Raw genomic sequence first — 25319 nt, 5'->3', positions numbered from 1 at the left:
GTTGTTATGGGTATTTTTTCAAGATTCACCGATATTATTAACTCTAATATTAATAATTTATTAGATAAAGCCGAAGATCCAGCGAAAATGGTACGCTTGATCATACAAGAAATGGAAGATACCTTAGTTGAAGTACGTTCCAGCTCAGCTAAAACATTGGCAGATAAAAAAGAATTAGCTCGTCAAGTGAGTCGGTTAGAGCAGGATGCTGAGCAATGGCAAGCCAAAGCTGAATTGGCTTTAAATAAAGACCGAGAAGATTTGGCTCGTGCGGCTTTAATGGAAAAGAATAAAAGTAGTGAAAGTGCCCAAGCGTTAGTTGAAGAGTTAGCGCATACCGATGAGCATCTCAGTAAGTTACAAGATGAAATTTCGCAATTACAAGAAAAGCTAAGCGATGCTAAGGCACGCCAAAAAGCTATTGTTATCCGTGAAAAATCAGCAAGTTCTCGTTTAAAAGTAAAAGAGAATATTCACAGTACGCGTGTTAACGATGCCTTAAATCGTTTCGATCATTATGAACGTAAAGTTGATGATATTGAAGCAGAAATTGAGTCATATGATTTAGGCAGTAAATCACTAGCAGATGAGATAGCAGATCTTGAATCTGATGATAAAGTTGATGATGAATTAGCTCAGTTGAAAGCTAAAATGAAGAACGATCAAACGTAGCATCACTGCATCAAGAAATATAAATAAAACTATCGGTAGAATAAAGGAGAATTATTGTGGAAGAGATCATTGTCGCACCCGTCATTATTTTTATGATTATTGTTGCTCCAATATGGTTGGTTTTGCATTACCGCAGTAAAAAGCAAGTTAGCCAAGGTTTGACTCAAGAAGAGTATATTCAATTATCGGAATTGTCAGAAGTTGCAGATAGCATGGCTGATAGGATTCAAACCCTCGAAGCGATTTTAGATGTGGAGACCCCAAACTGGAGAACCAAATTATGAATCGAAAAAGAGGTGAGTTATATCGTGACGCCGAGCAAGGAAAAATAGCTGGGGTTTGTGCTGGTATAGCAGACTACTTTGGTTGGGAAACGTGGTTAGTTAGGATACTTGTTGTTTCAGGCGTATTGTTTGGCATGCCATTTCTTATCTTAGGTTACGTTGCAGCTTGGTTTATTCTCGATAAAAAGCCAGAAAAAACCATGAGTGGAAATCATGAGCAAGGTGAAAGTCAGTATGCGAGACATCGTCAACCAGGAAAGGAAAACGGTGATGTTAGCAATGAATCAATTAAGGTAAAAGCTAGAATCTGGCAAGCAGGTGAGCCCCCTAAACAAGCACTTTATGATATTCGTCGTAAGTTTCGTTCACTAGAAGGAAAAGTACAAGCGATGGAGCAATATGTTACCTCGGCAGAATTTACCGTTTCTAGGGAAATTAATAAGTTGTAAACATCAAAAAAGCTGTCAATTGGCAGCTTTTCTATTTAAAAGAGTTTGTGCTTCTTTATTTTATCTCTAAGTAGTTTATTTCTAATAAAAATCAATCGATCAGGTGAAATTCTAGTTAAAAGACCTTATGATAAAATTACGTATAAACCCTATCAAAATTTATAAGTTATCAATTCCTTATGGCATTAATAAGTAAATCGACTCTAAAAAATCGTGGCTTAGATAAGCTAAAGCAAAAAGCAAATGAGTTACTTAATCGCACTATAGATCAACATATAACATTAGCGGTAACGGGCTTAAGTCGTAGCGGAAAAACGGCATTCATTACTTCTCTGGTTAATCAATTAATTAATGAAGGTAATGGTAGTAAACTTAGTTTTTTTGATCCTGTTCATAATGGTAATTTTATTGCTGCTAAGCGTGTACCACAAAAACATTTTCATGTGCCAAGATTTGATTATGACTCAGCTATTTCTGCGATAACGTCTGAGCCTGCAACATGGCCTGAGCCGACTCATGGTATCAGCGAATTACGTTTAGCAATTCGGTATCAGCCGAAAAACTCACTGCTTAAATATGCCACTGATATGGCGACACTGACATTAGATATCACCGATTATCCAGGTGAATGGCTACTTGATTTAGCTATGCTTAAGCAAACATATCAAGAATGGTCACAGCAGACTCATTCATTAATGACATGCTTACCAAGAGCAGAGCACAGTCAATCTTTCTTAGCTAAATTAAGTGAAATTGACCCTTTTGCTTGCGCAAGTGAAGAGCTCTTATCGGAATTAGCGCAAGAATATACCGTGTTATTACACACTTTTCGTCATCAACTCGGTTTGTCCGTTATTCAACCTGGTCGTTTTATATTGCCTGGTGACTTAGCTGGTGCACCTATTTTAGAGTTTTTCCCTTTCCCAGGTTTAGATACCATTGATGGTAATGACTATCAAAATGCACCTGATGACAGCTTTATAGGCATGCTCAGGTCACGATACTTAGAATACAAAGAGCAAGTAGTACGTAAATTCTATCGTGAGCATTTTCTCCGTTTTGACCGACAAATAGTTCTGGCTGATTGTTTAAAGTCATTGAACCAAGGTAAAGAGAGTTTTGCTGATTTAGAGTTAGCAATGTCAATGATTTTAGAAAGTTACAATTATGGTAAGTCAGGTATATTTTCTCGCCTATTTTCACCCAAAATAGATAAACTGCTTTTTGGTGCAACTAAAGCTGATCACGTTACTCCTGAGCAACACAAGCCTCTAGTCGCATTGCTTAATCAGTTGATTCATCAAAATAAACAACATTTAAATTATGAATCAGTGCAAGTTAAAACATTAGCTATTGCTTCAGTAAAAGCGACTCAAACTGGTATGAGTAAGCATAAAGGGCTCGATGTACCCGTTATTCAAGGTCAAAGTATGGATCATGTTAACGAGGAAGAGTCGACCGGTCTATTCGGCCAAAAAATAACTGTATTTCCAGGGGCTGTTCCTAGTCAATTACCTAACGATGATTATTGGCAATCGAATAGCTTTAATTTTATGGAGTTTGCACCTTTGAGTGGGCTTAATAAACAGCAATGTTTACCACACGTGCGAATGGATCAAGTGTTACAGTTTTTACTAGCAGATAAAATGATATGACCACTAAAAACAATGAAAACTCACAACAACAGCAAATTCTATTTAGCGAAAGTGACGCTGTTACCGAGCAAGATAAAAGCCTGTTTAAAGATGGTGACTCTACCTTTACCGAGCAAGTTATCTTTGAAAATGATAGCTATTTTCCTACGACGCACGATGGCGACGGACTCGATGAGCTAATAAAAACGGAGCTTAGTGATGAACAACTTTATCAAGAAATTGATGTTGTCAGGGGCGGGAAGGGCTCATGGTTATGGCGTATAATTGGGCTTTTGTTTGTCACTTTGTTCACTATTGAAGCTGTTGACTTTTTCATTGTAGGCTTCGGACAATCTCCAATAATCACTAGCCTTTATGCCTTACTGTTAGCTTCATTGACTTTGGTCAGCGGAAATTATTTGTGGCGTGAGTTTATAGGACTAAGACAATTTAAAAACCGTCAAAAAATGAAACAACAGGCAACCGAGCTGTTATTGATAGAGTCTGAGTCGTTATCAGAAAATTCTAATGAGCGAGGGAAAGCGTTCTGTGAAAACATTAGCGCTAACTTACCTTGCGACTTGGTTTTTGATTGCCCTAAAGAACAGCAAGTTTGGCATGATGCGTTAACAGCAGATTACAGCTCTAGTGAGTTAGTCCACCTCTATTCTCGAGTTGTATTAAGTAAGGTTGATGAAAAAGCAATAAATGAGGTGGCAAAATTTTCTACCGAAGCGGTGGTATTAATTGCGTTAAGCCCTGTTGCTTTGATAGATATGTTGATTATGTTATCGCGAAACTTACGCATGATAAATAAAATAGCAGGACTTTACGGCTTGAAATTAGGCTATTGGAGTCGTATTAAGTTAATAAAACAAGTCTTTGTTAATATGGCTTATGCTGGCGCAAGTGAGTTAGTTGCTGATTTTGGCAGTGATATGTTGGGTGCTGAATTGTTAGGTAAATTATCAGCCCGATTTGCACAAGGGCTGGGGGCCGGAATGCTTACAGCAAGGCTAGGCGCCAAAACTATGGAGCTATGCCGACCAATCCCTTTTAAAGAAAAGCCAAAGTTAACGCAAGTTCGTAAAAAAATAGCTCAACAAATTAAGTCTTTAGTCAGCTCTTCAAAGAAATAGCAGCACAATAATATTGTGCTGTAATTAATCATGTAACCTTTCATGTACAACAAAAACTTTTGTTTGTTTTTTGACCGTTCCGTGTTGCTTTATTTTATCTCCCTAGATGTCTTAAGATGAATGCAGTAACAAAATAAAAATTAAACTCGTATCGCCCTAACGTTAAGGTGTTAACGATAAAAATTATTATATAAAACGATAACAACATCGCTTAAGAAGAAAGGTAAGTAACATGGCAAAAGGAACAAAGTATGCTTCAAAGGTGCCTGATGAACATGGTTTCATAAAGTGGTCTGCAGAAGAAAATCTAATATGGCAAGAGTTATTCACTCGTCAAATAGCGTGTATTAAAGATAAAGCATGTGATGAATATCATGAGGGTTTAGCGAAATTAAACTTATCAGCTGACCGAGTACCTCAGCTTGATGAAGTAAGTAAAGTCTTAAAAACCTCTACGGGTTGGGAATGTTACCCAGTTCCTGCATTAATAGGTTTTGGTGAATTTTTTAGATTGCTCTCAGAAAAGAAATTCCCTGTCGCAACGTTCATTCGCAGTCGGGAAGAAATGGACTATTTACAAGAGCCTGATATTTTTCATGAAATATTTGGTCATTGCCCACTACTGACCAACTCATCATTTGCCAATTATACTGAAGCCTATGGGAAAATGGGCTTAAATGCGACTAAAGAGCAGCGCGTATTTTTAGCTCGCTTATATTGGTTCACTATTGAATTTGGTTTACTTGATACACCAAAAGGGCTGCGAATATACGGAGGAGGGGTGCTTTCTTCCCCTGGTGAAACAGATTATGCCCTGAATAATAAGGATGTTGATCGTAAGCCTTTTGATATCTTAGATGTTTTAAGAACCCCTTATCGCATTGATATCATGCAGCCAATTTATTATATGTTAACTAAAGTTTCTGACTTAGATGAAATTCGAAAATTTGAAGTTGAGGATATTATGGCACTGGTCGCTGAAGCAAAATCGCTTGGTTTACATGAGGCTAAATTTCCGGTGAAAGCAGCTAGTTAATGCTGCAATAATAAACACCATACTAACTCATTATGAGTTCAACAATTATTAATAATAATTGTTGCTAATAAACAGAGAAAATTGATTAAGGATAAATAATGACTGAACAATCAAATAATAAATTAGCGAGCCAAGTCTGTGAAGCTTGTCATGTCGATGCACCAAAAGTAAGTGATGAAGAGCTTAAAGAGCTAATGGGCTTAATTCCTGATTGGGTGCCTCTAGTTCGTGATAATGTCATGATGCTTGAACGTGAATATAAGTTTAAAAATTATAAATTGGCGTGGGCGTTTGCAAATAAAGTTTCTGAATTAGCGGAGAGTGAGTTCCATCACCCATCAATATTGCTTGAATGGGGTAAAGTTACAGTGACCTGGTGGACACACTCCATTGGTGGTTTACATAAGAATGACTTTATTTGTGCGGCGAAAACAGATCAGTTAGGGGATTAAACCATTTTACTCGTCTAATTAGTTAAATTAAGGCGCAACATGTTATACAAAATGTAACTTGGTTAATGTTGTGCTTTATTATCGTAAAAATTAGTTTACAATAGTCTTTTCTTGAAACTCTAGATTTATTTTCTTGAGTTGAATTCTTGAGTTAAATTCTTGATTAAGGGCTATTGAATGCGTTTGGAAATTACTTGTCATGACCGAGTCGGCATGGGTGAAAAAGTATTAGGTATATTTGTCGAACATGGCATTAATGTACGTGGTATTGAATTAATGCAGCCTGGGCGTATATTCATCAATATTCCCAGTTTAGATTTTTCTGATTTGCAAACTTTTATGCCGCAATTACGCTTACTTGAAGGAGTAGGTGATGTTAAAACTGCACCTTACATGCCTTCTGAGCGTGAAAGAAACGAACTTGCTACCTTAATTAAAACCTTCCCTGACCCTTTTATCTCAATAGATAGAAAGGGCAATATCCGTATTGTTAACACAATTGCTTCTAGTATTATTGGTGAAAGAGAAGTCTCTCTCGTTGGTCAACATATAAGCTTGTGGCTGAAAGGTTTTAATTTTAACCGTTGGTTAGATGCCAATGATGTTCTCGCTCAAACACGACGGTTGAAATTTCAAGGTGATGACTTTGTTGCTGATATTATGCCAATTCATGTTGCTGATGAAGAACAAAAACAAGTACTTGCTGGCGCGGTACTCATTTTAAAATCTGAAGCACGACTTGGTCAACAAATGAATGTGTTTAAACAACCTAATGAAAATACTTTCTCAGGTATTCAAGCAAGTTCAAGTGCTATGCGAAAAGTTATTCGAGAAGCTAAGCGTATGTCGTCACTCGACTCATCAATTTTAATTATGGGTGAAACAGGGACGGGTAAAGAGTTATTAGCAAGGGCATGTCATGGTGCTAGTGAACGAGCAGAACATCCTTTTATGACATTAAACTGTGCAGCGTTGCCCGATGATGTTGCCGAATCTGAGCTATTTGGTGTTGGTGAAAAAGAACAAGATTCCAGTAAGCGCGGTATCTTTGAACTTGCCGATGGTGGCACTGTGTTTCTTGATGAGATTGGAGAAATGTCAGCCAAACTACAAAGTAAACTATTGCGAGTCATTCAACACGGAAGTTTTAGACGTGTTGACTCTGAACAAGAAGTTACTGTGAATGTACGAATCATAAGTTCCACCAATAAAGATCTGCTAAATCTTGTCTCAATAGGTGATTTTAGAGAAGACCTTTATTATCGGTTAAACGTATTTGGCCTTACATTGCCAGCCCTTAGAGAGCGTCGTAGTGATATTTTGCCACTTGCTGAATTCTTTATTGTTAAAGCTGCACAGCAAATAGGTCGGACTCACTTAAAGCTAAGTGATGATTGTCGTGATTTTATCGAGCACTACCCATGGCCTGGTAATATTCGTCAGTTAGAAAATGTACTAACTCGTGCAGCTTCTTTACTTGAAGGTGATGAAATAGAAACAACTCACTTACAATTACCTGCTTATACCCGTGAACATGGTTATTTAGAGCAAGAATTTGAAGGCACTTTAGATGCCGCAGTAAAAAGCTTTGAAGCCGACTTATTACGTAAGTTGTATCCCGCTTACCCAAGTACTAGACAACTCGCTAAAAAGCTTGGCCTTAGCCATACTGCGATTGCCAATAAATTACGTGAATACGATATTAATAAAAAGACAGTTAAAATTTAACGGGTATTATCAAAGCGTAAGCGTGTTGAATAGCTAACTATTGACAGTGTAATAAAAGCCGTAAAGATAATTTTCCGAATTGTTTTTACTAAGCTGTGCTTATTGCTTGGTTGTCAGTGAAAAAATTCGTAACATACTTTAATGCTTTAAATGTCTCGAAAACTGACACAGTTTTAATTAAAAAGGTTTAAGAATGAAACTAGCAACACTTAAGAATAATACACGCGATGGTCAACTAGTTGTTGTTAATCGCGCTCTTGATAAAGCGGTAGTGGTTAGTCATATAGCAGCAACTTTACAAGCTGCTCTTGATAATTGGAGTGTGATTTCGCCAAAACTAGATGAAGTTTACCAATCGTTAAATAACAATGAAATCACTGATACGTTAGTTTTTGACCAGACAGCTTGTGAATCACCTTTACCTAGAGCTTATCAATGGGCTGATGGTAGTGCGTATGTAAACCATGTTGAATTAGTTCGTAAAGCAAGAAATGCTGAAATGCCTGAAACTTTTTGGACAGATCCTCTAATGTATCAAGGCGGATCAGATGCATTTATTGGCCCAAAAGATGACATTGCCATTGCGAGTGAAGAGTATGGCATTGATTTCGAATCAGAAGTTGCTGTCATTACTGATGATGTGCCAATGGGGGTCTCAGTCGAGCAAGCCTCAAGTCATATTAAGTTATTAATGTTGGTAAATGATGTTTCTCTTCGCAATCTTATTCCGGGTGAATTAGCGAAAGGTTTTGGCTTTTTTGCTTCAAAACCATCAAGTGCATTTTCTCCTGTAGCAGTGACACCTGATGAGTTAGGTGATGCTTGGGATGGGAAAAAACTACACTTACCATTAACTACACATTTGAATGAAACGTTATTTGGTCAGCCTAACTGTGGGGTTGACATGACATTTGACTTTCCAACGATAGTCGCTCATGCCGCAAAAACAAGGACATTATCAACGGGTTGTGTGGTAGGTTCTGGTACAATTTCAAACTATGATCGTTCAGTGGGCTCAAGTTGTTTAGCTGAAATCCGTATGTTGGAGATAATTGCCGACGGTAAGCCAAGTACCCCTTTTATGAGCTTTGGTGACACTGTTCGTATTGAAATGTTCGATAACGAAGGTGCAAGTATTTTCGGTGCAATTGATCAAAAAGTAGTTGAATATAAAGCACAATAATATTGAGTTGTTGTAAGCTTTGAAATTGGCTTTAAACTAGCCTGTTAGCGATCAAGTAATGCTAATTATCAGTACAGGTCAACTATTGTAGTTAGCTTGCTCAGGTAATTAGCATTTTTGCTTTAAAAAATAAGAATTCTATCAAGGAAACACTATGAAACTATATGGCTATTGGCGCTCAACAGCAGCGTATCGTGTCAGAATTGCAATGCACTTAAAAGGTATTGCCTTTGAGTCAATCTCAGTACACCTTGTTAAAAATGGTGGTGAACAACACGACAGTGCTTATAGTAAGCTTAACCCAAACCACTTAGTACCTACCTTAGTTGATGGCGATTTTTCTTTAAATCAATCATTGGCTATTATTGATTACTTAGAACAAGTTACCAGCGAAAGTGCTTTATATCCAACTGAAGCAAAAAGTAGAGCTAAAGTTAAAGCGTTAGCACTAGATATAGCTTGTGAAATTCATCCCCTCAATAACTTACGGGTGCAACAGTATTTAACTAATTCATTAACTATTACGGATGAGGCGAAACAGTTATGGGTGGAATACTGGATGAATGTTGGTTTTACATCAATAGAAAAGCAATTAACGAGCAGTGCAGGGAAATACTGCTTTGCTGATACAGTGACTGTCGCTGATATTTGTTTAGTAGCGCAAGTGTATAATGCTCATAGATTTAATGTTGACATGAGTGCTTATCCACTAATTAATCAAATAGTCAAAAATTGTAATGAACTACCTGCTTTTATTAAAGCATTACCTGAAAACCAATCTGATGCTCAGTAATGTTGTTTTATTTTCTTCGGATATATAAATGGCCTTCTTGAAAGAAGTCGGCTATTTTTAAGTTAATACTCATAATGAAATTGTAGAAAATACAAAATAGAACATAAAAAGCAATAAAAAATCGTTTTGATGGTTGCATCGCAAGGTAAAAAGCGTTGCAATAATACCTACTTAGCATTAACACAATAATTCGGATTACAATGGAAAATTCAGAACCTACACAACAAATTGATCAGGGCAAGGGCGAAAAAAACTCAGGTCCTCTTATTATTTTTATTGTCACTTTTCTATTAGTGGTTGTAGCTTTTTGGCAGTTTTCTGGCGGCAAAACGGAAAAGCGCCCAATAGATTCAAGTGAGCTTTTAAAGCAAGAACCTGTCGTGCCTGAACCTCAACCTATTGAGGAGCCAGTAATAGAAGAAGAACCTGTTGAAAGACCGCCTACAGAGCTTGTAGAAGAAGATAAACCTGCTGTCCAAGAAATTGTTATCACGTTACCTGAACTGAATGAGAGTGATGACTGGTTGCAAAAAAAGTTGCCTGACTTAACTTGGCGGAATGAGTTGATTCCTCTGCTGGTCACTGAGGATATTATTCGTCGCTTTGTTGTCTTTACCGATAACTTTTCTCAAGGTCTTTTGGCTTATGAGCATAGTCTTTTTGTTCAGCCCAAAGATAAATTTTCTGTTGATGAACAATCAGTGAATGTTGAAGGAGAGAAAAACGTATGGCAATGGGATAGTAAAACAAGCAAACGTTTTGATTTATATGTTGACTTACTTCGTTCTGTTGATAGTACTACGTTAGTTAATTGGTATATTGATATGAAGCCATTGGTTGATGAAGCATACCGAGAATTGGGGTATGAAGAAGACTTTACTTATACATTGCAAGATGCAATAACCAGAGTACTCGATATGGAGTTACCTAAATCTGCAATGGAAGTAACTCGAACCAGTGTTATGTATAAATACCAAGATCCTCAATTGGAAGCACTAGATGATAGTGATAAGCTTTTGTTACGTATTGGCAAAGAAAACCTGTTAATTATTAAATCGGTATTATTAGAAATTAATGAAAAGCTTGCTAAACGAGTTGATAATGAAGGTTAATTTAGGCAATGCGTGTGAAAAACAATCAACCGAATTGTTTTTTATAACTTCTTCTTGCATCTTTTTAAATGATTAGCGATAATTTGCGCGCTTTAAGACAGTGATGTGTTAAAGCCTCTATGGTGACCCTTTCGGTCCCCTCGCAATGATACTCTGTGAACTCGGCCAGGTCCGGAAGGAAGCAACCGCAGCAGACGACTCATGTGCCGAGGTGTTGGCTGATTGGGTTACCACCAATTTAATTTAATCTCTCCCTGAGACTCTAAAAATTTAATCACTTTTATCTAGTCTTCTAATACTTTTCTTTTATACTTTTCGTAGTTAACGTTTAGCAGTAAATTCATATTATTTGGATTATTTTTCTAAACTCATTATAACGCGAATATATCATAACTAGTTTACCATACTGTAAGTAACCCCATTAAAAATTATTTGCAGTGCTAATTTTTAAAGCAATAATAAATCAAAGTTATTCAATATTTATTTGAACAAAGTAAACTGATGATATTCAGTTTTTACTCTCGCTTAATATATTGCTCAATTGAGCAAATAAATTTGCTTAACAAGTCCAAAGGTGAGTAAAACACTCCTCTTCTATGATGCTTTCCTGTCTGAGTTCCTTAGATGTAATTTGCTGTGCTTGAAATGAGCAGGTTCACTCCTTCATGTCTGTATTATCTTTAATATGAAATCTGTTTGAAATTATTAACAAGCACTAATGTCTTGTTAGTAGATAGAAGCTAACAATTTCAGGTTTAGTGCTAAGTTAAAGCTAACATGCAGAAATTTCGTTGTTTACTAAAATACTATTTTGTAACTGTAAGTTTACATTCTTGTTGAGCTGGTTTTTATGTAATTGTTTTTATTGTATTTATTTTGTTTCCATGTGTGAGCCTGTAATTGCAGTGAATAACCAACGATAATTTAGCAAAATTTTTAACTCAATGTTTTTATGGAGAAAAAAATAAAAACGCACCAAATGTTATTCAAATGTTAACTTAGTGATCTTTTATTTACAGGTATTTCTGGTTGTTTCTAATTGTTTCTGGCTTCTTTGCTTCTATTTTAATTTTTATTGTTTTATATCAGGTGTTTATTGTGTTTTCTTGTCTGAATTATGAGATGTGATTATATTTTGTTATGTGTAATGTAATGTAAATATATTACAAATATGTAACAAATAGTGTTGACGATTCTGGTAATCCCCGTTTACTATCCTAATCGGCAGATTAGGTTTAACGACTTGATAAAAGATAAACAAGGCAGCATAGCCTTGGGTCTTTTCAAAACAAATAAACAAAAATAACCAGTCACTTAAGTGATTCAGGGAGTAAACATGTATAACAATAGTAAAGTAGCTAAGGCAATAAGGTTAGCTATGATAGTTAGTGCTAGCGCTGCAGCAACAATCTCAGCGCCAGCTTTTTCAGCTGAAGCTGAAACTGAAGAGCTTGAATCAGTAGAACGAATTTCTGTTACTGGCTCTCGAATTAAAAGAGCAGAATTATCAACACCATCTCCTACATTAACTATCGATGCGCAAGAGCTAGTGCGTTTCGGTAATCCTGATCTCGGTAGTATGTTAGCGGAATTACCAGCACTTGGCGCAACGAGTACTATTATTGGTAACAACAATGATGGTGCTGAAGCGGGTGTTAGCTCTGTTGATTTACGTCGTTTAGGAACTAAACGTACATTAGTATTAATTAATGGCAAGCGCCATGTTGCTGGCTCTCCTGGCTCTGCGCAGGTTGATTTATCAACAATCCCAGCTGCACTAATTGATCGAGTTGAGGTTATTACCGGTGGTGCTTCTGCTATCTATGGCTCAGATGCCGTTTCAGGTGTTGTCAACGTTATTTTGAAAAAAGACTTTGATGGTCTTGAGTTTAACTTAACTGGTGCTAATTCAACTGAAAGTGTAGGCACTGAAAACTATACTTTTAATGTGTTAGGCGGTACCGATATAGCTGATGGTCGAGGTAATATTACCTTCTTTGCAGGCATTGAAGATACTACAGAAGTAATGTCAGCAGCCGTTCGCCAATGGGATAATTGGGGCACTGTGATTAACCCTGATAATGAAGGCGAAGAGGATGGTGTTTTCGATAAGTTCCGTCGTCCTAACGTTGGTTCAGAAATGATCAATGATTTTGGTGTGATGAACCCGTTTAGTGGTGATCGTTTCACCTTTGATAAAGACGGCAATAGACAAGATGCCTGTACACGTGGATTAGATAATAGCTTTGCTTTCGGTGAGATGGAAGCTGGTTGTGGTGACCGTGGTTTCTTTACTGAGCAATACGAGAATTATATCCCTGGCGTACAACGTACTACAGTTGGTTCTACCATAAACTATGAAATCACAGAGAATATCAACTTCTTCGGTGACTTTAAATATACCAGAGCCGATATACAGCAACAATTCCAACCAAGTTTCCGATTCGGTAATATTGACATTAATGTAGCAGATAATGCCTTCTTAAGTGATGAAGCAAGAGCTGAACTTGGTGGTACAGGTACCGCTTCAATGGCTAAGTTTTTTGGAGAGCTTGGTAATCGCTCTTCTAACCATAATCGTGAACTTTTCCGTTTTGTTGGCGGCTTCGATGGCTTCTTCTCTTTAGGTGAAACAGACTTAGATTATGAATTATTTTATGTCTATGGCGAAACTAGCAACAACCGAGTAAGTGAAAATGATTTAATTCCGGGTAATTTAGCCGCCGGTATTGACTCAGTTATCGACCCTGATACTGGAAAAGCAGTATGTCGTAGTCAGTTAGAAAGTGCACAAGGTGATGATTATTCAGACCCTGCTACAGTAGATGCAGGTAGTTGTGTTGCATATAACCCATTTGGTTTTGCACAATCATCTCCTGAAGCATTAGATTGGGTTTCTGCTGATGTAACGCGTAAGGATGTTATCAAACAAGAAGTGATTGGTGGTAGTTTAGCTGGTGATACTGGCGCTTTCTTCGAGTTACCCGGTGGTGCTATAGGTATTGCTACTGGTTTTGAATACCGCACTGAGTCATCGTCAACAATTACTGATGAATTAACGAAAAGTGGTGCTACTACTAACTCAGCAACACCTGATGAGTTTGGTGAGTATGATGTAACAGAAATGTTTATTGAAGTTAGCTTACCACTGATAGCTGGAGCATTTTTAGCTGAAGAGTTAACTATCGATGGTGCATATCGTTACTCTGATTACTCTCATGCTGGCTCAGTTGATGCGTGGAAAGTAGGTATGGTATATGCCCCGATTGATGAGTTGCGTTTCCGTGGTACTTACGGTTCAGCAGTACGTGCGCCAAATATCTCAGAAGCCTTTAGCCCACAATCACCAGGGTTTGCTCGTGTGAGCGATCCGTGTGATGCTGATAACATCTTTGACGATCCAGATCGTGTAGCTAACTGTGCTGCCCTAGGTATTCCTGTCGGTTTCCAAGCAAATGATAATGTAAGTATCGATACCATGTCAGGTGGTAATGATGCGTTAACACCAGAAGAGTCGACGTCACTAACAGTAGGTACTGTCTGGACGCCAAGTTACTTAGAAGGTTTCTCAGTAACATTAGATTTTTATGATATTGAGATTGAAGATGCAATTATCGAAGTAGATTCACAAGATATTGCTGATAACTGTGTCGATGCAACGGGTGGACCTGATGCTGTGTATTGTGCTGCGATTGATCGTGACCCAACAACAAAAGATATTGACTTAGTTCGTTCTGGTTTCTTAAATGCCTCAGCCTACAATACTTCAGGTATTGATGTTGAAATGCGCTATAACTTTGCACTTGATAGTTTTGGTGCTCCAGGTGAATTACACTTAAGTTTATTTGTTAATAAGCTACTTGAATTAGAACAGTTTGAGTTCCAAGATAGACCAGATGAAATTAATGTTGAAGTTGGTGAAACGGGTGATCCAGAATGGCAAGCACGTATGTCAGCAACTTACAGCATAGATGATTTATCTGTTACTTGGCAGTCTCGTTATATTGACCGTGTTGTAACCTACGATGTATCACCAGGTGGTGGTTCACCTGAAGATTTAGAGCAAGGTTATATTCCTTCTGTTACTACTCATGATTTATCATTTAACTACATTGTTAGCGAAAATGTAAAAGTGAATGCTGGCCTTCGTAATATTTTTGATAAATTACCAAAAGGTTGGACTAATGATGCAATGTACGACTTAGTTGGTCGTCGTGCATATGCTGGTGTAACTGTTAACTTCTAACAGTAATTAGCATTAAATTTAGCTAAGGTTAATGGCTAAGTCTCTTGTTAATTTGAAGATTAGATTAGAATGCTAGCCTAATTTTATTACTGAGTAAAAATCCCTAATTTTAAAAAAGTTAGGGATTTTTTTTGTACTTTAAAACTAGAGGGGTATATGTCTATTTTAAAAAACTTAACTACAAATGAGATAAATATCAGGATTTGTTTTTCGACAGGTGGTACCAGTGTGGATGAAATAGAATTATTGGTAATATTTGTAATGGTGAAAAGTCTATACTGTAGGAGTAAGGGGAAAGGTAGAATGTCGGGTAAAGGTTAAGAAGAGTTCAAAAATGTGAGAGGTAGGGAGCAAAGGAGCTATTACTAAGTTACGATAGGAACTATAATAATAATATCAAGCGCATAAGGTTTTCAATTAGCCTAATGCACCTGATTTAGCAGAGGCAACGTTTGCTTAAGCTGAGTTTCCTTAGGTGTTATCTTTGATTACATCCATAAAATCAAGTGCCTTAGCAATGGCATTTTTTACTTTGCTTTCCATTTCAAAACGCTCTGAAGGAGGTAAGTAAAATGCCATATCAACTTCATGGCGAATATAACGTGTAGGTAGCTGATTTAAAACCACGCAGGTTAAATCAGCAATAAAATCTAGATCATACTTTTCATCAAACTTAGCCGTAACAAAATGTTGCATAACTAGTTTTTCATAATAGTTATGAATATCTTCTGAAATTTTCATTGAACCTCTTATTTAAATAATGGAATAAATGATATAAAGCTTAGGTGAAGAATAACCTTAGTTAAAACAAAATGCTAATATATAAGTTGATGATTAATTGGCTATCGGAGTTTACTTTTTTCTGCCTGCTCAATGTTTCGTTCAATAGCAGTTATCGCTCTACGGCATCTGCCTAACCGTTGATGTAACGCAAGTACCTCCTGTGAAAGTTTATCAATATTAGCACTTTTGGAGCGAGTTCGTTGTTGCTCTCGTTCAGTGATCATATTTTTTAGTCTTCTTTCAAACTCATGATGCTCTGCGAGCTGTTGATACAATTGGTGGCTTGATAGCAAAACAGATTTGGCCATTTTATTATATTTATCTGTCTGTTTTAACTGAGAAGCTTGAGCCGATTTTATTCGTATATTTTTCTTTGCATTAAAACTTGCTTGCGCAGCTTGATGCATAGTTTCGTTAGCTTGTATAGCGTTCATGAGTGCAGAAATTTGCTGTTCTATTTGTAGAAGCGCAGATTTGGCAAATTCAGCCTTATTAGTATTATCTCTACTTAACGCGTGTAAGCGTGAAAATTCATTTAGCCGCTTTTTAACTTCTTCAACGTATAAGGAAGTTTTATCACTTTCAGTGGTAAATAAATGTTGCGAGAAAAGATTGTTATTTTCAATCAATCGATGAGATTTCTGATTGCTGTTCAAGTGATCAGTTTTTTTGGCTTGAACAGATACATGCTCTAGCAGTGCTGATAAACGCTTAATAGCAATTTCATGTCTATTTTGAGTCATAGGTAGAGTAATAAAGTTATGTGAAAAATGATTATAGCGCAGTTCCAATCGAAGAAAAATAATGTCGGGGAAGTACCTAAATACAGATAAGTGAAAAATATATGAAATTTGTCATATGTGAAAAATGATAACTTTGTAATTATAAATGTACATGGTGTTTTTTTTTAGTGACTTATCCTATTGTTTATTAAGAATAAAGCAGGTTGTTCATTTGTGCAATTTTATAAATGTTAAACAGTTGGTTAGTTTTAACTAAATAATTAAGTGCTTGTAAATAATCATTTTTTATGATTGTTATGGATTTGTAAATTTTAATAGGCTATTTTTTTTACATTTTTTTTTAAAATTGATTGAGTTAGTTTTTTATATTGTATCCAATTGTGTTTATTGTAATAAATACAACATGTTACATGGTTTGTTTTTGTTTGTTTTTTGATGGTAAAACACATGGATTGTTGTGTCATAATGTGTCCAGATGTTAAAAACATTACCATTAGGTTGCAATTGGTGTTGACGATTCCTGTAATTCCCGTTTACTATCTTAGCCGACAGATCAGGTATACAACTTGATAAAAGATTAACAAGGCAGCATAGCTTTGAGTCTTTATATAAGAAAAAACAAACAAATAAACAACCAATCACTTAGGTGATCCAGGGAGTAAACATGTATAACAATAGTAAAGTAGCTAAGGCTATCCGCGTAGCAATGATGTTCGGCGCAGGGGCTGCAGCAGCAATTTCAGCACCAACTTTTGCCGCAGAAGAAGGCGTAGAAGACGTTGAGAAAATTGAAGTAACTGGTTCACGTATCAAACGTACAGATATGGAAGCAGCTAGTCCTGTAAGTATTTTTTCTTCAGCTGATATAGAAGCATCAGGTGTTACCTCATTAGAAGGTTTCATCAAACAAATTCCTGCAATTAACGGTGCACAATTAGGTTCTAACGTGAATAACGCTAGTGCTGGTTTTGCAACAGCATCACTTCGTGGTTTAGGTTCAGGTCGTACTTTGATCCTTATCAATGGTCGTCGTTTTAACTCTGGCGATTTAAACTCTATTCCAACTTCTTTTATCGAACGTGTAGAAGTTGTACGTGATGGTGCATCTACAGTATATGGTTCTGATGCTATCGCTGGTGTAATTAACTTTATTACCAAAAAAGATTTTGAAGGTCTTGAAGTTACAGCACAATACGATGTAACGGGTGAAGGCGATGGTGATACTGCTAAGTTTTCAATCGTAACCGGTGCTTCAAATGATAAAGGTAATGTTGTATTCTCAGTAGATTACACTGACCGTGAAGAAGTTACTCAAGCAGATAGAAAATACTCAGAATGTCCACTTTGGGATGATGGCGTAGGATCTACACCATATTGTGGTGGTTCATCTCATTCTGATTTTGGTCGTGTTAACGTTCCAGAAGTAAACCCTATGGGGCTTGAAGCTGGTAGATACGTGACTCTTGATGGTAAAGCTGTACCATTTAATACTGCTGATCATGGTTTTAACTATGCGGCAACAAGTTACTTAGTTACTCCTGTTAAAATATTCTCTGTAAATGCTGCGTCTACTTATGAAATATCTGACTCAATCACAGCATTTGCTGAAGGTGGTTATTCAAACCGTCAATCAAGTCAAAGAATGGCACCAGCTGCAACATTCTGGAGTGCTCCAGTACCAGCTGCTCACCCTGACAATATTTATGGTGTAGATGTTTCAATTAACCGTCGTATCACTGAAGGTGGTGGTCGTGGTTTTGAACAAGATACCAATGATTACCGTGTAGTTGGTGGTTTAGAAGGTGAATTTGACAATGGTTGGGGTTGGGATGTTTCATACAACTACTCTCGCTTTGTTGATACCCGCGTTAACACCGGTGAGCTAAACCGTCCAAATACTGAATTGTTGTTAGACCCAACGGCATGTGCCGCTGATGATGGCTGTGCAGCCGTTGGTTACTGGAACCCGTTTGCTAAAAACACCATGACACAAGAGCAAAATGATTTTGCTACTGTAACCTTCTCTCCAGTACGTAAAGGTACAACGACTCAGTTCATGGCTAACTTATCTGGTGACCTTGGTGAGCTGGAATTACCAGGCGGTGCTGTTCAGTGGGCTGCTGGTTACGAGCGTCGTACTGAGTATTACTTAAATGAACCAGATGGTGCAGAAGCATTAGGCCAAGTATACGGTCAAGCTGGTGAAAGAACTGAAGGTGATTATTCTGTAGAAGAAGTTTATGCAGAATTTAACTTCCCATTATTAGCAGGCGTACCTTTTGCAGAACGTTTAACATTTACTGCAGCGGTAAGAGCATCTGATTACAGTAACTTAGAAGATACTGCTACTAACACTAAATTTGGTTTTGAGTGGGAACCTGTTGATGGCTTATTAACTCGTGCAACATTTGCTGAAGGCTTTAGAGCACCAAGCATTACTGAGTTATTTGATCCTCAAGAACAATCAGCACTTAGCTATACTGATCCTTGTTGGGATTATGGCTTAAGCTCTAATGCAACACTTAAAGCTAACTGTGCAGCTGATGGCCTTCCAGCAGACTTTAACTCTGATACGCAATCAAACGCTATCGTTGGTGGTAATCCAGACCTAGAAGCAGAAGAATCAGAAAGTATTACGGTAGGTATTGTATACTCAGGTATTGAAAACTTCTCAGTTGCTCTTGATTACTTTGATATCAAAATTGAGCAAGGTATCGGTACCGCTGGTGTAGATAACATTGCTAATGAATGTTACAACAGTGTTGATTTCTCAAGCCCATTATGTGACTTGATCAAAGGTAGCAAATACGGTCCTTTAGATACTCCTCCACATCCTACATCACCTCGTCGTAATGTAAGTGAAGTGCTTTCAGGTGTATTGGTAACTAACGCTAACTTGTCAACATTTGAAACTTCAGGTGTAGATTTTGACTTTAGCTACAATATGGATGTTGCTGGTGGTGAATTCAGAACTACCTTAAATGGTACATATTTAATGGCTTACGACTACACGCTTACAGCAGGTAGTGAAACTGTTGAAGCTGCAGGAATGGTTGCAGCTGACCAATGGGAAGGTAACCCAGCCGTATTCGCAGAATGGAGAACTAACTTAGGTTTTACTTTCTCTACTGACGATTATTCAGCTAATGTGACTTTCCGTTACCAGTCTGAAGGTGATGATATTAGTGCTACTGATACTACGTTAGACACAGTTGCTGATTCAGTAGTTTACACTGACATTCAAGGTACTTATTACATCAATGATACATACACCATCTCAGCTGGTGCACGTAACTTATTTGATGTTAAACCTCCTTACCTGTCTAACTATGATGATTCGAATACTGTAAACTATTCTTATGATTTAGCTGGTCAATATTTATATGTTAAAGCTACTGCTAGATTCTAATCTGTAGTTAGTATTATTAACCATTAAATAGCACAATAAATTACTAAGCCCTACTCAATAGTAGGGCTTTTTTTTGTGATTTATTCGAATTTTTTAGTCATATATTTAAATTAGCAAGTTGGTAAATAAGCATAGAATTGCTCGTTTATTACTCGTTTAACGCAAATAAATTTGACTTACTACGAAGATGTTAGTAAAACATACTCTACAAAATTTTTGTCCCTTAAATTATGATTCAATTCGTCTCAATTTAAGTAATTTTGTTAGAATTTAAGATATAGTTTTTTATTAGTCTATTACTCGCTGTCAGTCTATAACATTAGGTTATTGTCTTACTTCTAGAGAGATGTAGTTTAATAAAAAACGCATGATATCGTCTTTTAAAGTCTCACCTTGACAGCGCTGCTGTCATTTGGGATTATTAATTTGTTGTATTCATAAAAATTTACATATAAAAACGACAGACTTTTATATTTGAGGTAATTAACGGGTGAACATAATTTGTTTAATTCGGATTATCAAAATTAAAATAGCAATGGTTGGGAACTATGTCCAAAGTAAGTAAGAAAAGCCTTATCGCCACAGCGATGGTTGGCGCACTAGCACTAGCGGGCAGCAATATTGCTGCTGCTGATGCATTAACAGACCTTCAAAAAGCTGAAGCAAAAATCTTCAAGCAATCAGCGAAGTCACAAGCTAAAATAAATAGCATTTACGAACAAACGCAAGATCTTCTTGCTGAGTACCGTAACACTGTTGACGAAGCTGACGTATTACGTGGTTATAACGATCATGTACAACGTATGGTTAATGATCAAAAAGCCAATGTTGCTTCATTACAAAAACAAATTGATAGCATCGATGAGTTCAAGCAAGGTGTTGTACCATTAATGTACAAGATGATTGATACGCTTGAGACATTCATCAAGTTAGATGTTCCAATGAACATTGATCGTCGTAAAGCTCGTGTTGAAAACCTTCGCGCGGTAATGGACGATTCAAACGTTACTACTTCTGAGCAATTCCGTTTAGTACTTGAAGCTTATGAGATAGAAGCGGGTTACGGTACTATTTTTGATGCTTACCAAGGTGAGATTGATTTAGGTGGTCGTACACTTACCGCTGATTTCGTTCATATGGGTCGTATTGCCTTTGTTGCACAATCACTAGATGCTAAGCATTCTTGGTTATGGAACAATAATACACGTGCATGGGAAGAGCTAGGCGATGAATACTTAAAGCCTGTTACCGACGCTATTCGTATGGCGCGTAAACAACTTCCAATGGATCTAACTAAATTACCAGTATTTGCAGCAGGAGCAAAATAATGAAAAAAGTTATTAATTTTGTATTGCTAGCAGCGTCATTGACGACTGGTTTTGTAGCAACAACACAAGCAAATCAATTAGATGATTTACTTAAACAAGTTAAAGCTGACCGTGTATCAGAAGCTAAACTTGATAAAAAGCGTGAAGCTGAATTTTTATCTGATCGCGCAGATAAGACTGCTTTATTAAATAAAGCGAAAAAAGATTTAGCAGATCAAAACGTTCGTAACAAACGTTTAACTAAAGAATATGCAGCTAATGAAATTACTTTAGCGCAAAAAGAAGTTGAGTTAGATAATGCAACTGGTACTTTAGGTGAAATGTTTGGTGTTTCACGTGCAGCAGCAGCCAATGCATTCGGTCAAATCAGTACTTCAATCGTAAGTGCTGAATTCCCTAATCGTGGTGAAGCACTTAACCGTATTGCCAATGCAAAAGAAATCCCAAGCATTGCTGATTTGGAAGAATTATGGTTTGCCCTGCAAACTGAAATGACTGAGTCAGGTAAAATTTCGGAATTTAGCGTTGATGTTACTAACCTAGATGGCACTAAATCTACAGAAACGATTACACGTGTTGGTACGTTTAACTTAGTATCAGGTAATGGTTACTTAACGTATAACGATGAAGTTTCTCAAGTTCAACCTTTACCTAAGCAACCAGCAGGATATATTACTGAAACTGCGGCTAACTTCTCTGGATTAACGTCTGGTTATGCAGCTGTTTACGTAGATCCTTCTCGAGGTGGTATCTTATCTTTAGAAACGCGTAAGAAAGATTTAGAAGAGTTTTTCCACGAAGGTAAAGAAGTAGGTTATGCAATCACGGTATTATTAATTTTAGGTTGTCTCATTGCGCTTGAACGTTTAATCGTTTTAGGTGGTATGAGCTCTAAAATTAAATCTCAAGAGAAAAACCTTGATAAGCCAAACGAAAACAACCCTCTTGGTCGTTTACTTAAAGTTTTCTATGATAACCAATCAGTTGATGCTGAAACATTAGAACTTAAACTCGATGAAGCTATCCTTCGTGAAACACCGAAAGTTGACCGTGGTATAAACTTAATCAAGATGTTTGCTGCTATTGCACCATTAATGGGCTTGTTAGGTACAGTTATCGGTATGATCATGACTTTCCAAACAATTACCTTGTTTGGTACTGGTGACCCGAAAATTATGGCTGGTAACATCTCTCTTGCACTTGTAACTACAGCATTAGGTCTAATTTGTGCTCTTCCACTTATCTTAATCCACTCGGTTGTTGCTGGTAAGAGTAAGTCAGTTTTACAAAAATTAGATGAGCAGAGCGCTGGTTTAATCGCTGCTATCGCAGAGAAGGGGTCTAAATAATGTTATTCCTGATAGAGCTTTGGGAATCTGTCAGGGGTTTTATTGCGACGGGTGGTAACGTACTTTATGTTGTTGCCTTCGCACTCTTATTGATGTGGATATTGATGATAGAGCGCTATTGGTTCTTAGCATCAGTCTACCCAACTATGAGAGATGATATCATCGCTCGTTGGGATGCACGCCGAGATACTACCTCTTGGTATGCACATCGAATTAGAGAGACTTGGATCTCCGAAGCAGACGAGTTACTTGAACAGCGTATGATCACCATTAGAACCCTAGTGGCAATGTGTCCTCTTATCGGCTTACTGGGAACAGTAACAGGTATGATCGGCGTATTTGAAGTTATGGCTGAACAAGGTACTGGTAATCCGCGTCTAATGGCCGCTGGTATATCGCAAGCAACTATTCCGACTATGGCGGGTATGGTAGCTGCATTATCAGGTGTGTTTTTTAGTTCAAGATTAGACGCTAAAGTTAAACTAGCAAAGGCTAAACTGGTTGACAGTTTACCTCATCACTAGAGAGATATTTTCATGGCACGTAAACGTATTCGTGAGGACGAAGAAGCAGTAATTGATATGACACCGATGTTAGATATCGTGTTCATCATGCTGATCTTCTTCATCGTAACCACTTCATTTGTAAAAGAAGCTGGTATTGAAGTAAATAAACCTAAAGCGGCTAATCAAACTAAGCAAAAAAATGCCAATATCTTTGTTGCAATCAAAGATAATGGTGAGATTTGGTTAGATAAAGGTCGAGTAGATATTGAACGTGTTGGTGCAAGGATTGAAAAATTACTTGCTGAGCAACCTACCGATGTTGTGATCATTCAAGCTGACAAAGATGCCAAGCATGGTATTGTTGTTAAAGTAATGGATGCAATTAAAGAGGCTGGTATAGATCGTATTTCTATCGCGGCTGCGAAGGGGTAATATATGGTTCGCTTTTTAGTATCAATACTACTAGGCGCTGTAGTTACCTTTGGCTTATTTGCTTTTATGGCTTTTCTTGTTTCTAGCGGTGATAGAAACAAAGAAGAGCAACAAGAAAATATTATAGTAGAAGTGAATACTACTCCGCCAAAGTCTGCAGCAGAACAACGTCGACGTGTACCGCCGCCGCCACCTCCGCCGCCGAAAGCTCCACCAAAGCAGCAAACACCGGAGCCTGAAGCTAGCAATAATACGGGTGGTTTAAACTTCAATATGCCAGGTGTTCAGATGGCAGGTGCTTCAACAGGTTTGTCTGCTCCTGGTGCTGGTATGGGAAGAGATGGCGACGCTACACCGATAGTTCGTATCGAGCCTAAGTACCCGATTCAGGCTGCTAGAGATGGTAAAGAAGGTTTTGTTATTCTTTCATTTACCATCAATGAAGTCGGCGGTGTTGAAGATGTTAAAGTAATTGAAGCTCAACCTAAGCGTGTATTTGACAAAGAAGCCAAACGTGCACTTAGAAAGTGGAAGTACAAACCGAAAGTTGTTGAAGGTAAAGCTCAACGACGTCCAGGGTTAACTGTGCAACTTGACTTCAAAATGGGAGGTTAATAGTTATGTTTAAAAATGTAGAATTTAAAAAATTATCAACATCTCTTGTCGTAGTTGCCTCACTTCTTGTTGCGCAAGCACCTTTCGCAAATTATGCTGAAGCTGCTGGTGCTGAGAAGGTTGAGAAGAAGAAGAAACGTCCTACACAACTAGTTGGTCCTCGCGTTGGTAAAAAAGTGCAAAAAGCTTTTGAAGCTTATAGTGCTGATGATATCAAAGGGGCTTTAGCTATTTTGTTGGACATTGAAGCTTCAAAACCTTATGACAAAGCTTATGTAGCACGTATGATCGCTGTTATGTACGCAACGTTAGGTGAAAATGATCAGAAAACCATTGAATATCTAAAAAAAGCTATAGAACCAGACCTTCTTAATGAAGGCGACCACAGTGAATCTTTAAAGTTATTGGGTGACATGCAAATGCAAACCAAAGACTATAAAGGTGCATTAAAAAGTTTTTATGCTTGGATGGATTTCTCTGGTAAAGATGACGGTCAAACCTATGTCAAGATTGCAAATGCGTATTACTCATTAAAGCAATTAGATAAGGTGATTGAACCTGCGGATAAAGCGATTGCTGCTTTTGGTGATAAACCGAATCAAAACCCTTACATTTTAAAAATTACATCTTACTATGAACGTAAAATGTATAAAGAAGCTGTAAATGTTTTAGAAACAGTAATACAGGTCTTTCCAGAAAATAAGCAGTGGTGGACACAATTACCAATGTTTTATTTGCTGATCGAAGACTATGATAAAGCAGTTCAAACACTTGATTTAGCATACAAACTTGGTCATTTGGATAAAGAAGGTCAAATCAAGACATTAGCGAGTTTATACTCTCAAGCTGAAGCTCCTTATAAGGCAGCTCAGTTATTAGAGAAGTATATTGCTTCTGGTTTAGTTAAGCGAGATGATAAAAATATCTCTACATTAGCTAATGCTTGGCATTCTGCACAACATATTGATAAGGCAGCAAGTTATTATGGTGAATTAGCCAAAATGACTAGTGATCCTAAACATTATCGTAAACAGGGTATGTTGTTAAAACAAGATGAACAGTTTGCTAAAGCAATTGTTGCTTTGAATAAGGCCATTGAACTTGGTGTTACTAATCAAGGCCGTATTCATATGAGTATCGCAGAATCATACTTCTATTTAGAAAAGTATAAGAAAGCGTATGCGGCAATTCAAAAAGCAATGAAAGATCCAAGTGCACGTAAATCTGCAAAGGGTTGGAAAAGCTTTATTGTTGACACAGCTAGACGTAAAAACGTTACAATTTAGTTTTTATCGACTAAATTAATGTTATTAAAAAGGCCAGTTATCTTTTAAGGAGATTGCTGGCTTTTTATTGTTTATAATTCAACAAATATGAAATTTTTTTTAACACTTGCAGGTCTATGTTAAAAGTCATATAACTAAAT

General features: G+C 37.2%; 20 protein-coding genes, 1 other RNA gene and 1 pseudogene. 20 read left to right on the top strand and 2 right to left on the bottom strand.

Annotation, left to right across the window (positions count from 1 at the left end; all coding sequences use genetic code 11):
• Nucleotides 1-6 precede the first annotated feature (6 nt).
• The 13 genes and pseudogenes from pspA to ND2E_RS13305 all read left to right on the top strand — a co-directional run bounded on the left by pspA (nt 7) and on the right by ND2E_RS13305 (nt 14728).
• Nucleotides 7-672, top strand: a complete 666-nt coding sequence (gene pspA / locus ND2E_RS13250; RefSeq protein ID WP_033093367.1) for a phage shock protein PspA — start codon at nt 7-9, stop codon at nt 670-672.
• 56 nt (nt 673-728) lie between these two features.
• On the top strand, nt 729-956 hold the full coding sequence (gene pspB / locus ND2E_RS13255) for an envelope stress response membrane protein PspB (protein ID WP_033093366.1): 228 nt from the start codon (nt 729-731) through the stop codon (nt 954-956).
• Entirely contained in the window at nt 953-1405 is a 453-nt protein-coding gene (gene pspC / locus ND2E_RS13260; protein WP_033093365.1) for an envelope stress response membrane protein PspC, read from the top strand. Before pspB ends, pspC begins: the two co-directional genes overlap by 4 nt.
• A 179-nt stretch (nt 1406-1584) precedes the next feature.
• Complete coding sequence (locus ND2E_RS13265; RefSeq protein WP_052056413.1) at nt 1585-3060, top strand: YcjX family GTP-binding protein; 1476 nt, start codon at nt 1585-1587, stop codon at nt 3058-3060.
• Complete coding sequence (locus tag ND2E_RS13270; RefSeq protein ID WP_033093364.1) at nt 3057-4178, top strand: YcjF family protein; 1122 nt, start codon at nt 3057-3059, stop codon at nt 4176-4178. The genes ND2E_RS13265 and ND2E_RS13270 overlap by 4 nt, the downstream gene beginning before the upstream one ends.
• Nucleotides 4179-4404: 226 nt before the next feature.
• Nucleotides 4405-5214 (top strand): annotated as a pseudogene (gene phhA / locus ND2E_RS13275) (phenylalanine 4-monooxygenase); the annotation flags it as partial.
• A gap of 98 nt (nt 5215-5312) precedes the next feature.
• Entirely contained in the window at nt 5313-5666 is a 354-nt protein-coding gene (locus tag ND2E_RS13280) for a 4a-hydroxytetrahydrobiopterin dehydratase (RefSeq protein ID WP_033093362.1), read from the top strand.
• A gap of 177 nt (nt 5667-5843) precedes the next feature.
• Nucleotides 5844-7394 (top strand): transcriptional regulator TyrR, encoded by a 1551-nt coding sequence (tyrR, locus tag ND2E_RS13285; RefSeq protein ID WP_033093361.1) that lies wholly within the window; start codon nt 5844-5846, stop codon nt 7392-7394.
• 193 nt (nt 7395-7587) lie between these two features.
• Entirely contained in the window at nt 7588-8577 is a 990-nt protein-coding gene (locus tag ND2E_RS13290; protein WP_033093360.1) for a fumarylacetoacetate hydrolase family protein, read from the top strand.
• 154 nt (nt 8578-8731) lie between these two features.
• Entirely contained in the window at nt 8732-9370 is a 639-nt protein-coding gene (gene maiA, locus ND2E_RS13295; protein ID WP_033093359.1) for a maleylacetoacetate isomerase, read from the top strand.
• A 200-nt stretch (nt 9371-9570) separates the two neighbouring features.
• On the top strand, nt 9571-10482 hold the full coding sequence (locus ND2E_RS13300; protein ID WP_033093358.1) for a DUF3014 domain-containing protein: 912 nt from the start codon (nt 9571-9573) through the stop codon (nt 10480-10482).
• Between the two features lie 129 nt (nt 10483-10611).
• Nucleotides 10612-10709: signal recognition particle sRNA small type (gene ffs / locus ND2E_RS22660), an RNA gene on the top strand.
• Between the two features lie 1109 nt (nt 10710-11818).
• Nucleotides 11819-14728, top strand: coding sequence for a TonB-dependent receptor plug domain-containing protein (locus ND2E_RS13305; RefSeq protein WP_033093357.1), 2910 nt, complete (start codon nt 11819-11821; stop codon nt 14726-14728).
• 471 nt (nt 14729-15199) lie between these two features.
• Here ND2E_RS13305 and ND2E_RS13310 read toward each other — a convergent pair whose 3' ends face one another.
• Entirely contained in the window at nt 15200-15469 is a 270-nt protein-coding gene (locus ND2E_RS13310) for a late competence development ComFB family protein (protein ID WP_033093356.1), read from the bottom strand.
• A gap of 101 nt (nt 15470-15570) precedes the next feature.
• Nucleotides 15571-16254 carry a primosomal replication protein PriC gene (gene priC / locus ND2E_RS13315; protein WP_033093522.1) on the bottom strand — a complete coding sequence of 228 codons (684 nt, stop codon included), beginning with the start codon at nt 16252-16254 and terminating at the stop codon, nt 15571-15573.
• A gap of 664 nt (nt 16255-16918) precedes the next feature.
• Between priC and ND2E_RS13320 the strand changes: the two genes are divergently transcribed.
• From ND2E_RS13320 to ND2E_RS13350, 7 genes are all read left to right on the top strand, one after another.
• Nucleotides 16919-19663, top strand: a complete 2745-nt coding sequence (locus ND2E_RS13320; protein WP_033093355.1) for a TonB-dependent receptor plug domain-containing protein — start codon at nt 16919-16921, stop codon at nt 19661-19663.
• A 548-nt stretch (nt 19664-20211) separates the two neighbouring features.
• Nucleotides 20212-20991, top strand: coding sequence for a DUF3450 domain-containing protein (locus ND2E_RS13325; RefSeq protein ID WP_033093354.1), 780 nt, complete (start codon nt 20212-20214; stop codon nt 20989-20991).
• Nucleotides 20991-22340 carry a MotA/TolQ/ExbB proton channel family protein gene (locus ND2E_RS13330; protein ID WP_033093353.1) on the top strand — a complete coding sequence of 450 codons (1350 nt, stop codon included), beginning with the start codon at nt 20991-20993 and terminating at the stop codon, nt 22338-22340. Before ND2E_RS13325 ends, ND2E_RS13330 begins: the two co-directional genes overlap by 1 nt.
• Nucleotides 22340-22864, top strand: a complete 525-nt coding sequence (locus tag ND2E_RS13335) for a MotA/TolQ/ExbB proton channel family protein (protein WP_011044507.1) — start codon at nt 22340-22342, stop codon at nt 22862-22864. Before ND2E_RS13330 ends, ND2E_RS13335 begins: the two co-directional genes overlap by 1 nt.
• A gap of 12 nt (nt 22865-22876) precedes the next feature.
• Entirely contained in the window at nt 22877-23278 is a 402-nt protein-coding gene (locus ND2E_RS13340) for an ExbD/TolR family protein (RefSeq protein ID WP_033093352.1), read from the top strand.
• A gap of 3 nt (nt 23279-23281) precedes the next feature.
• Complete coding sequence (locus tag ND2E_RS13345) at nt 23282-23893, top strand: energy transducer TonB (RefSeq protein WP_033093351.1); 612 nt, start codon at nt 23282-23284, stop codon at nt 23891-23893.
• A gap of 5 nt (nt 23894-23898) precedes the next feature.
• The gene (locus ND2E_RS13350) at nt 23899-25179 is read left to right on the top strand and encodes a tetratricopeptide repeat protein (RefSeq protein ID WP_033093350.1); all 1281 of its coding nucleotides are present in this window, start codon (nt 23899-23901) and stop codon (nt 25177-25179) included.
• Nucleotides 25180-25319 lie beyond the last annotated feature (140 nt).

The organism is Colwellia psychrerythraea (genome assembly GCF_000764225.1).
GTDB classification, from domain to species: Bacteria; Pseudomonadota; Gammaproteobacteria; order Enterobacterales; family Alteromonadaceae; genus Colwellia; species Colwellia psychrerythraea_D.
This window is presented reverse-complemented; position numbering and strand designations above follow the sequence as displayed.

Coding starts and splice junctions, on each gene's coding strand:
- pspA (WP_033093367.1), top strand. CDS start 7: ATGGGTATTTTTTCAAGATTCACCGATATTATTAACTCTAATATTAAT.
- pspC (WP_033093365.1), top strand. CDS start 953: ATGAATCGAAAAAGAGGTGAGTTATATCGTGACGCCGAGCAAGGAAAA.
- ND2E_RS13265 (WP_052056413.1), top strand. CDS start 1,585: ATGGCATTAATAAGTAAATCGACTCTAAAAAATCGTGGCTTAGATAAG.
- ND2E_RS13270 (WP_033093364.1), top strand. CDS start 3,057: ATGACCACTAAAAACAATGAAAACTCACAACAACAGCAAATTCTATTT.
- ND2E_RS13280 (WP_033093362.1), top strand. CDS start 5,313: ATGACTGAACAATCAAATAATAAATTAGCGAGCCAAGTCTGTGAAGCT.
- tyrR (WP_033093361.1), top strand. CDS start 5,844: ATGCGTTTGGAAATTACTTGTCATGACCGAGTCGGCATGGGTGAAAAA.
- ND2E_RS13290 (WP_033093360.1), top strand. CDS start 7,588: ATGAAACTAGCAACACTTAAGAATAATACACGCGATGGTCAACTAGTT.
- maiA (WP_033093359.1), top strand. CDS start 8,732: ATGAAACTATATGGCTATTGGCGCTCAACAGCAGCGTATCGTGTCAGA.
- ND2E_RS13300 (WP_033093358.1), top strand. CDS start 9,571: ATGGAAAATTCAGAACCTACACAACAAATTGATCAGGGCAAGGGCGAA.
- ND2E_RS13305 (WP_033093357.1), top strand. CDS start 11,819: ATGTATAACAATAGTAAAGTAGCTAAGGCAATAAGGTTAGCTATGATA.
- ND2E_RS13310 (WP_033093356.1), bottom strand. CDS start 15,469: ATGAAAATTTCAGAAGATATTCATAACTATTATGAAAAACTAGTTATG.
- priC (WP_033093522.1), bottom strand. CDS start 16,254: ATGACTCAAAATAGACATGAAATTGCTATTAAGCGTTTATCAGCACTG.
- ND2E_RS13320 (WP_033093355.1), top strand. CDS start 16,919: ATGTATAACAATAGTAAAGTAGCTAAGGCTATCCGCGTAGCAATGATG.
- ND2E_RS13325 (WP_033093354.1), top strand. CDS start 20,212: ATGTCCAAAGTAAGTAAGAAAAGCCTTATCGCCACAGCGATGGTTGGC.
- ND2E_RS13330 (WP_033093353.1), top strand. CDS start 20,991: ATGAAAAAAGTTATTAATTTTGTATTGCTAGCAGCGTCATTGACGACT.
- ND2E_RS13335 (WP_011044507.1), top strand. CDS start 22,340: ATGTTATTCCTGATAGAGCTTTGGGAATCTGTCAGGGGTTTTATTGCG.
- ND2E_RS13340 (WP_033093352.1), top strand. CDS start 22,877: ATGGCACGTAAACGTATTCGTGAGGACGAAGAAGCAGTAATTGATATG.
- ND2E_RS13345 (WP_033093351.1), top strand. CDS start 23,282: ATGGTTCGCTTTTTAGTATCAATACTACTAGGCGCTGTAGTTACCTTT.
- ND2E_RS13350 (WP_033093350.1), top strand. CDS start 23,899: ATGTTTAAAAATGTAGAATTTAAAAAATTATCAACATCTCTTGTCGTA.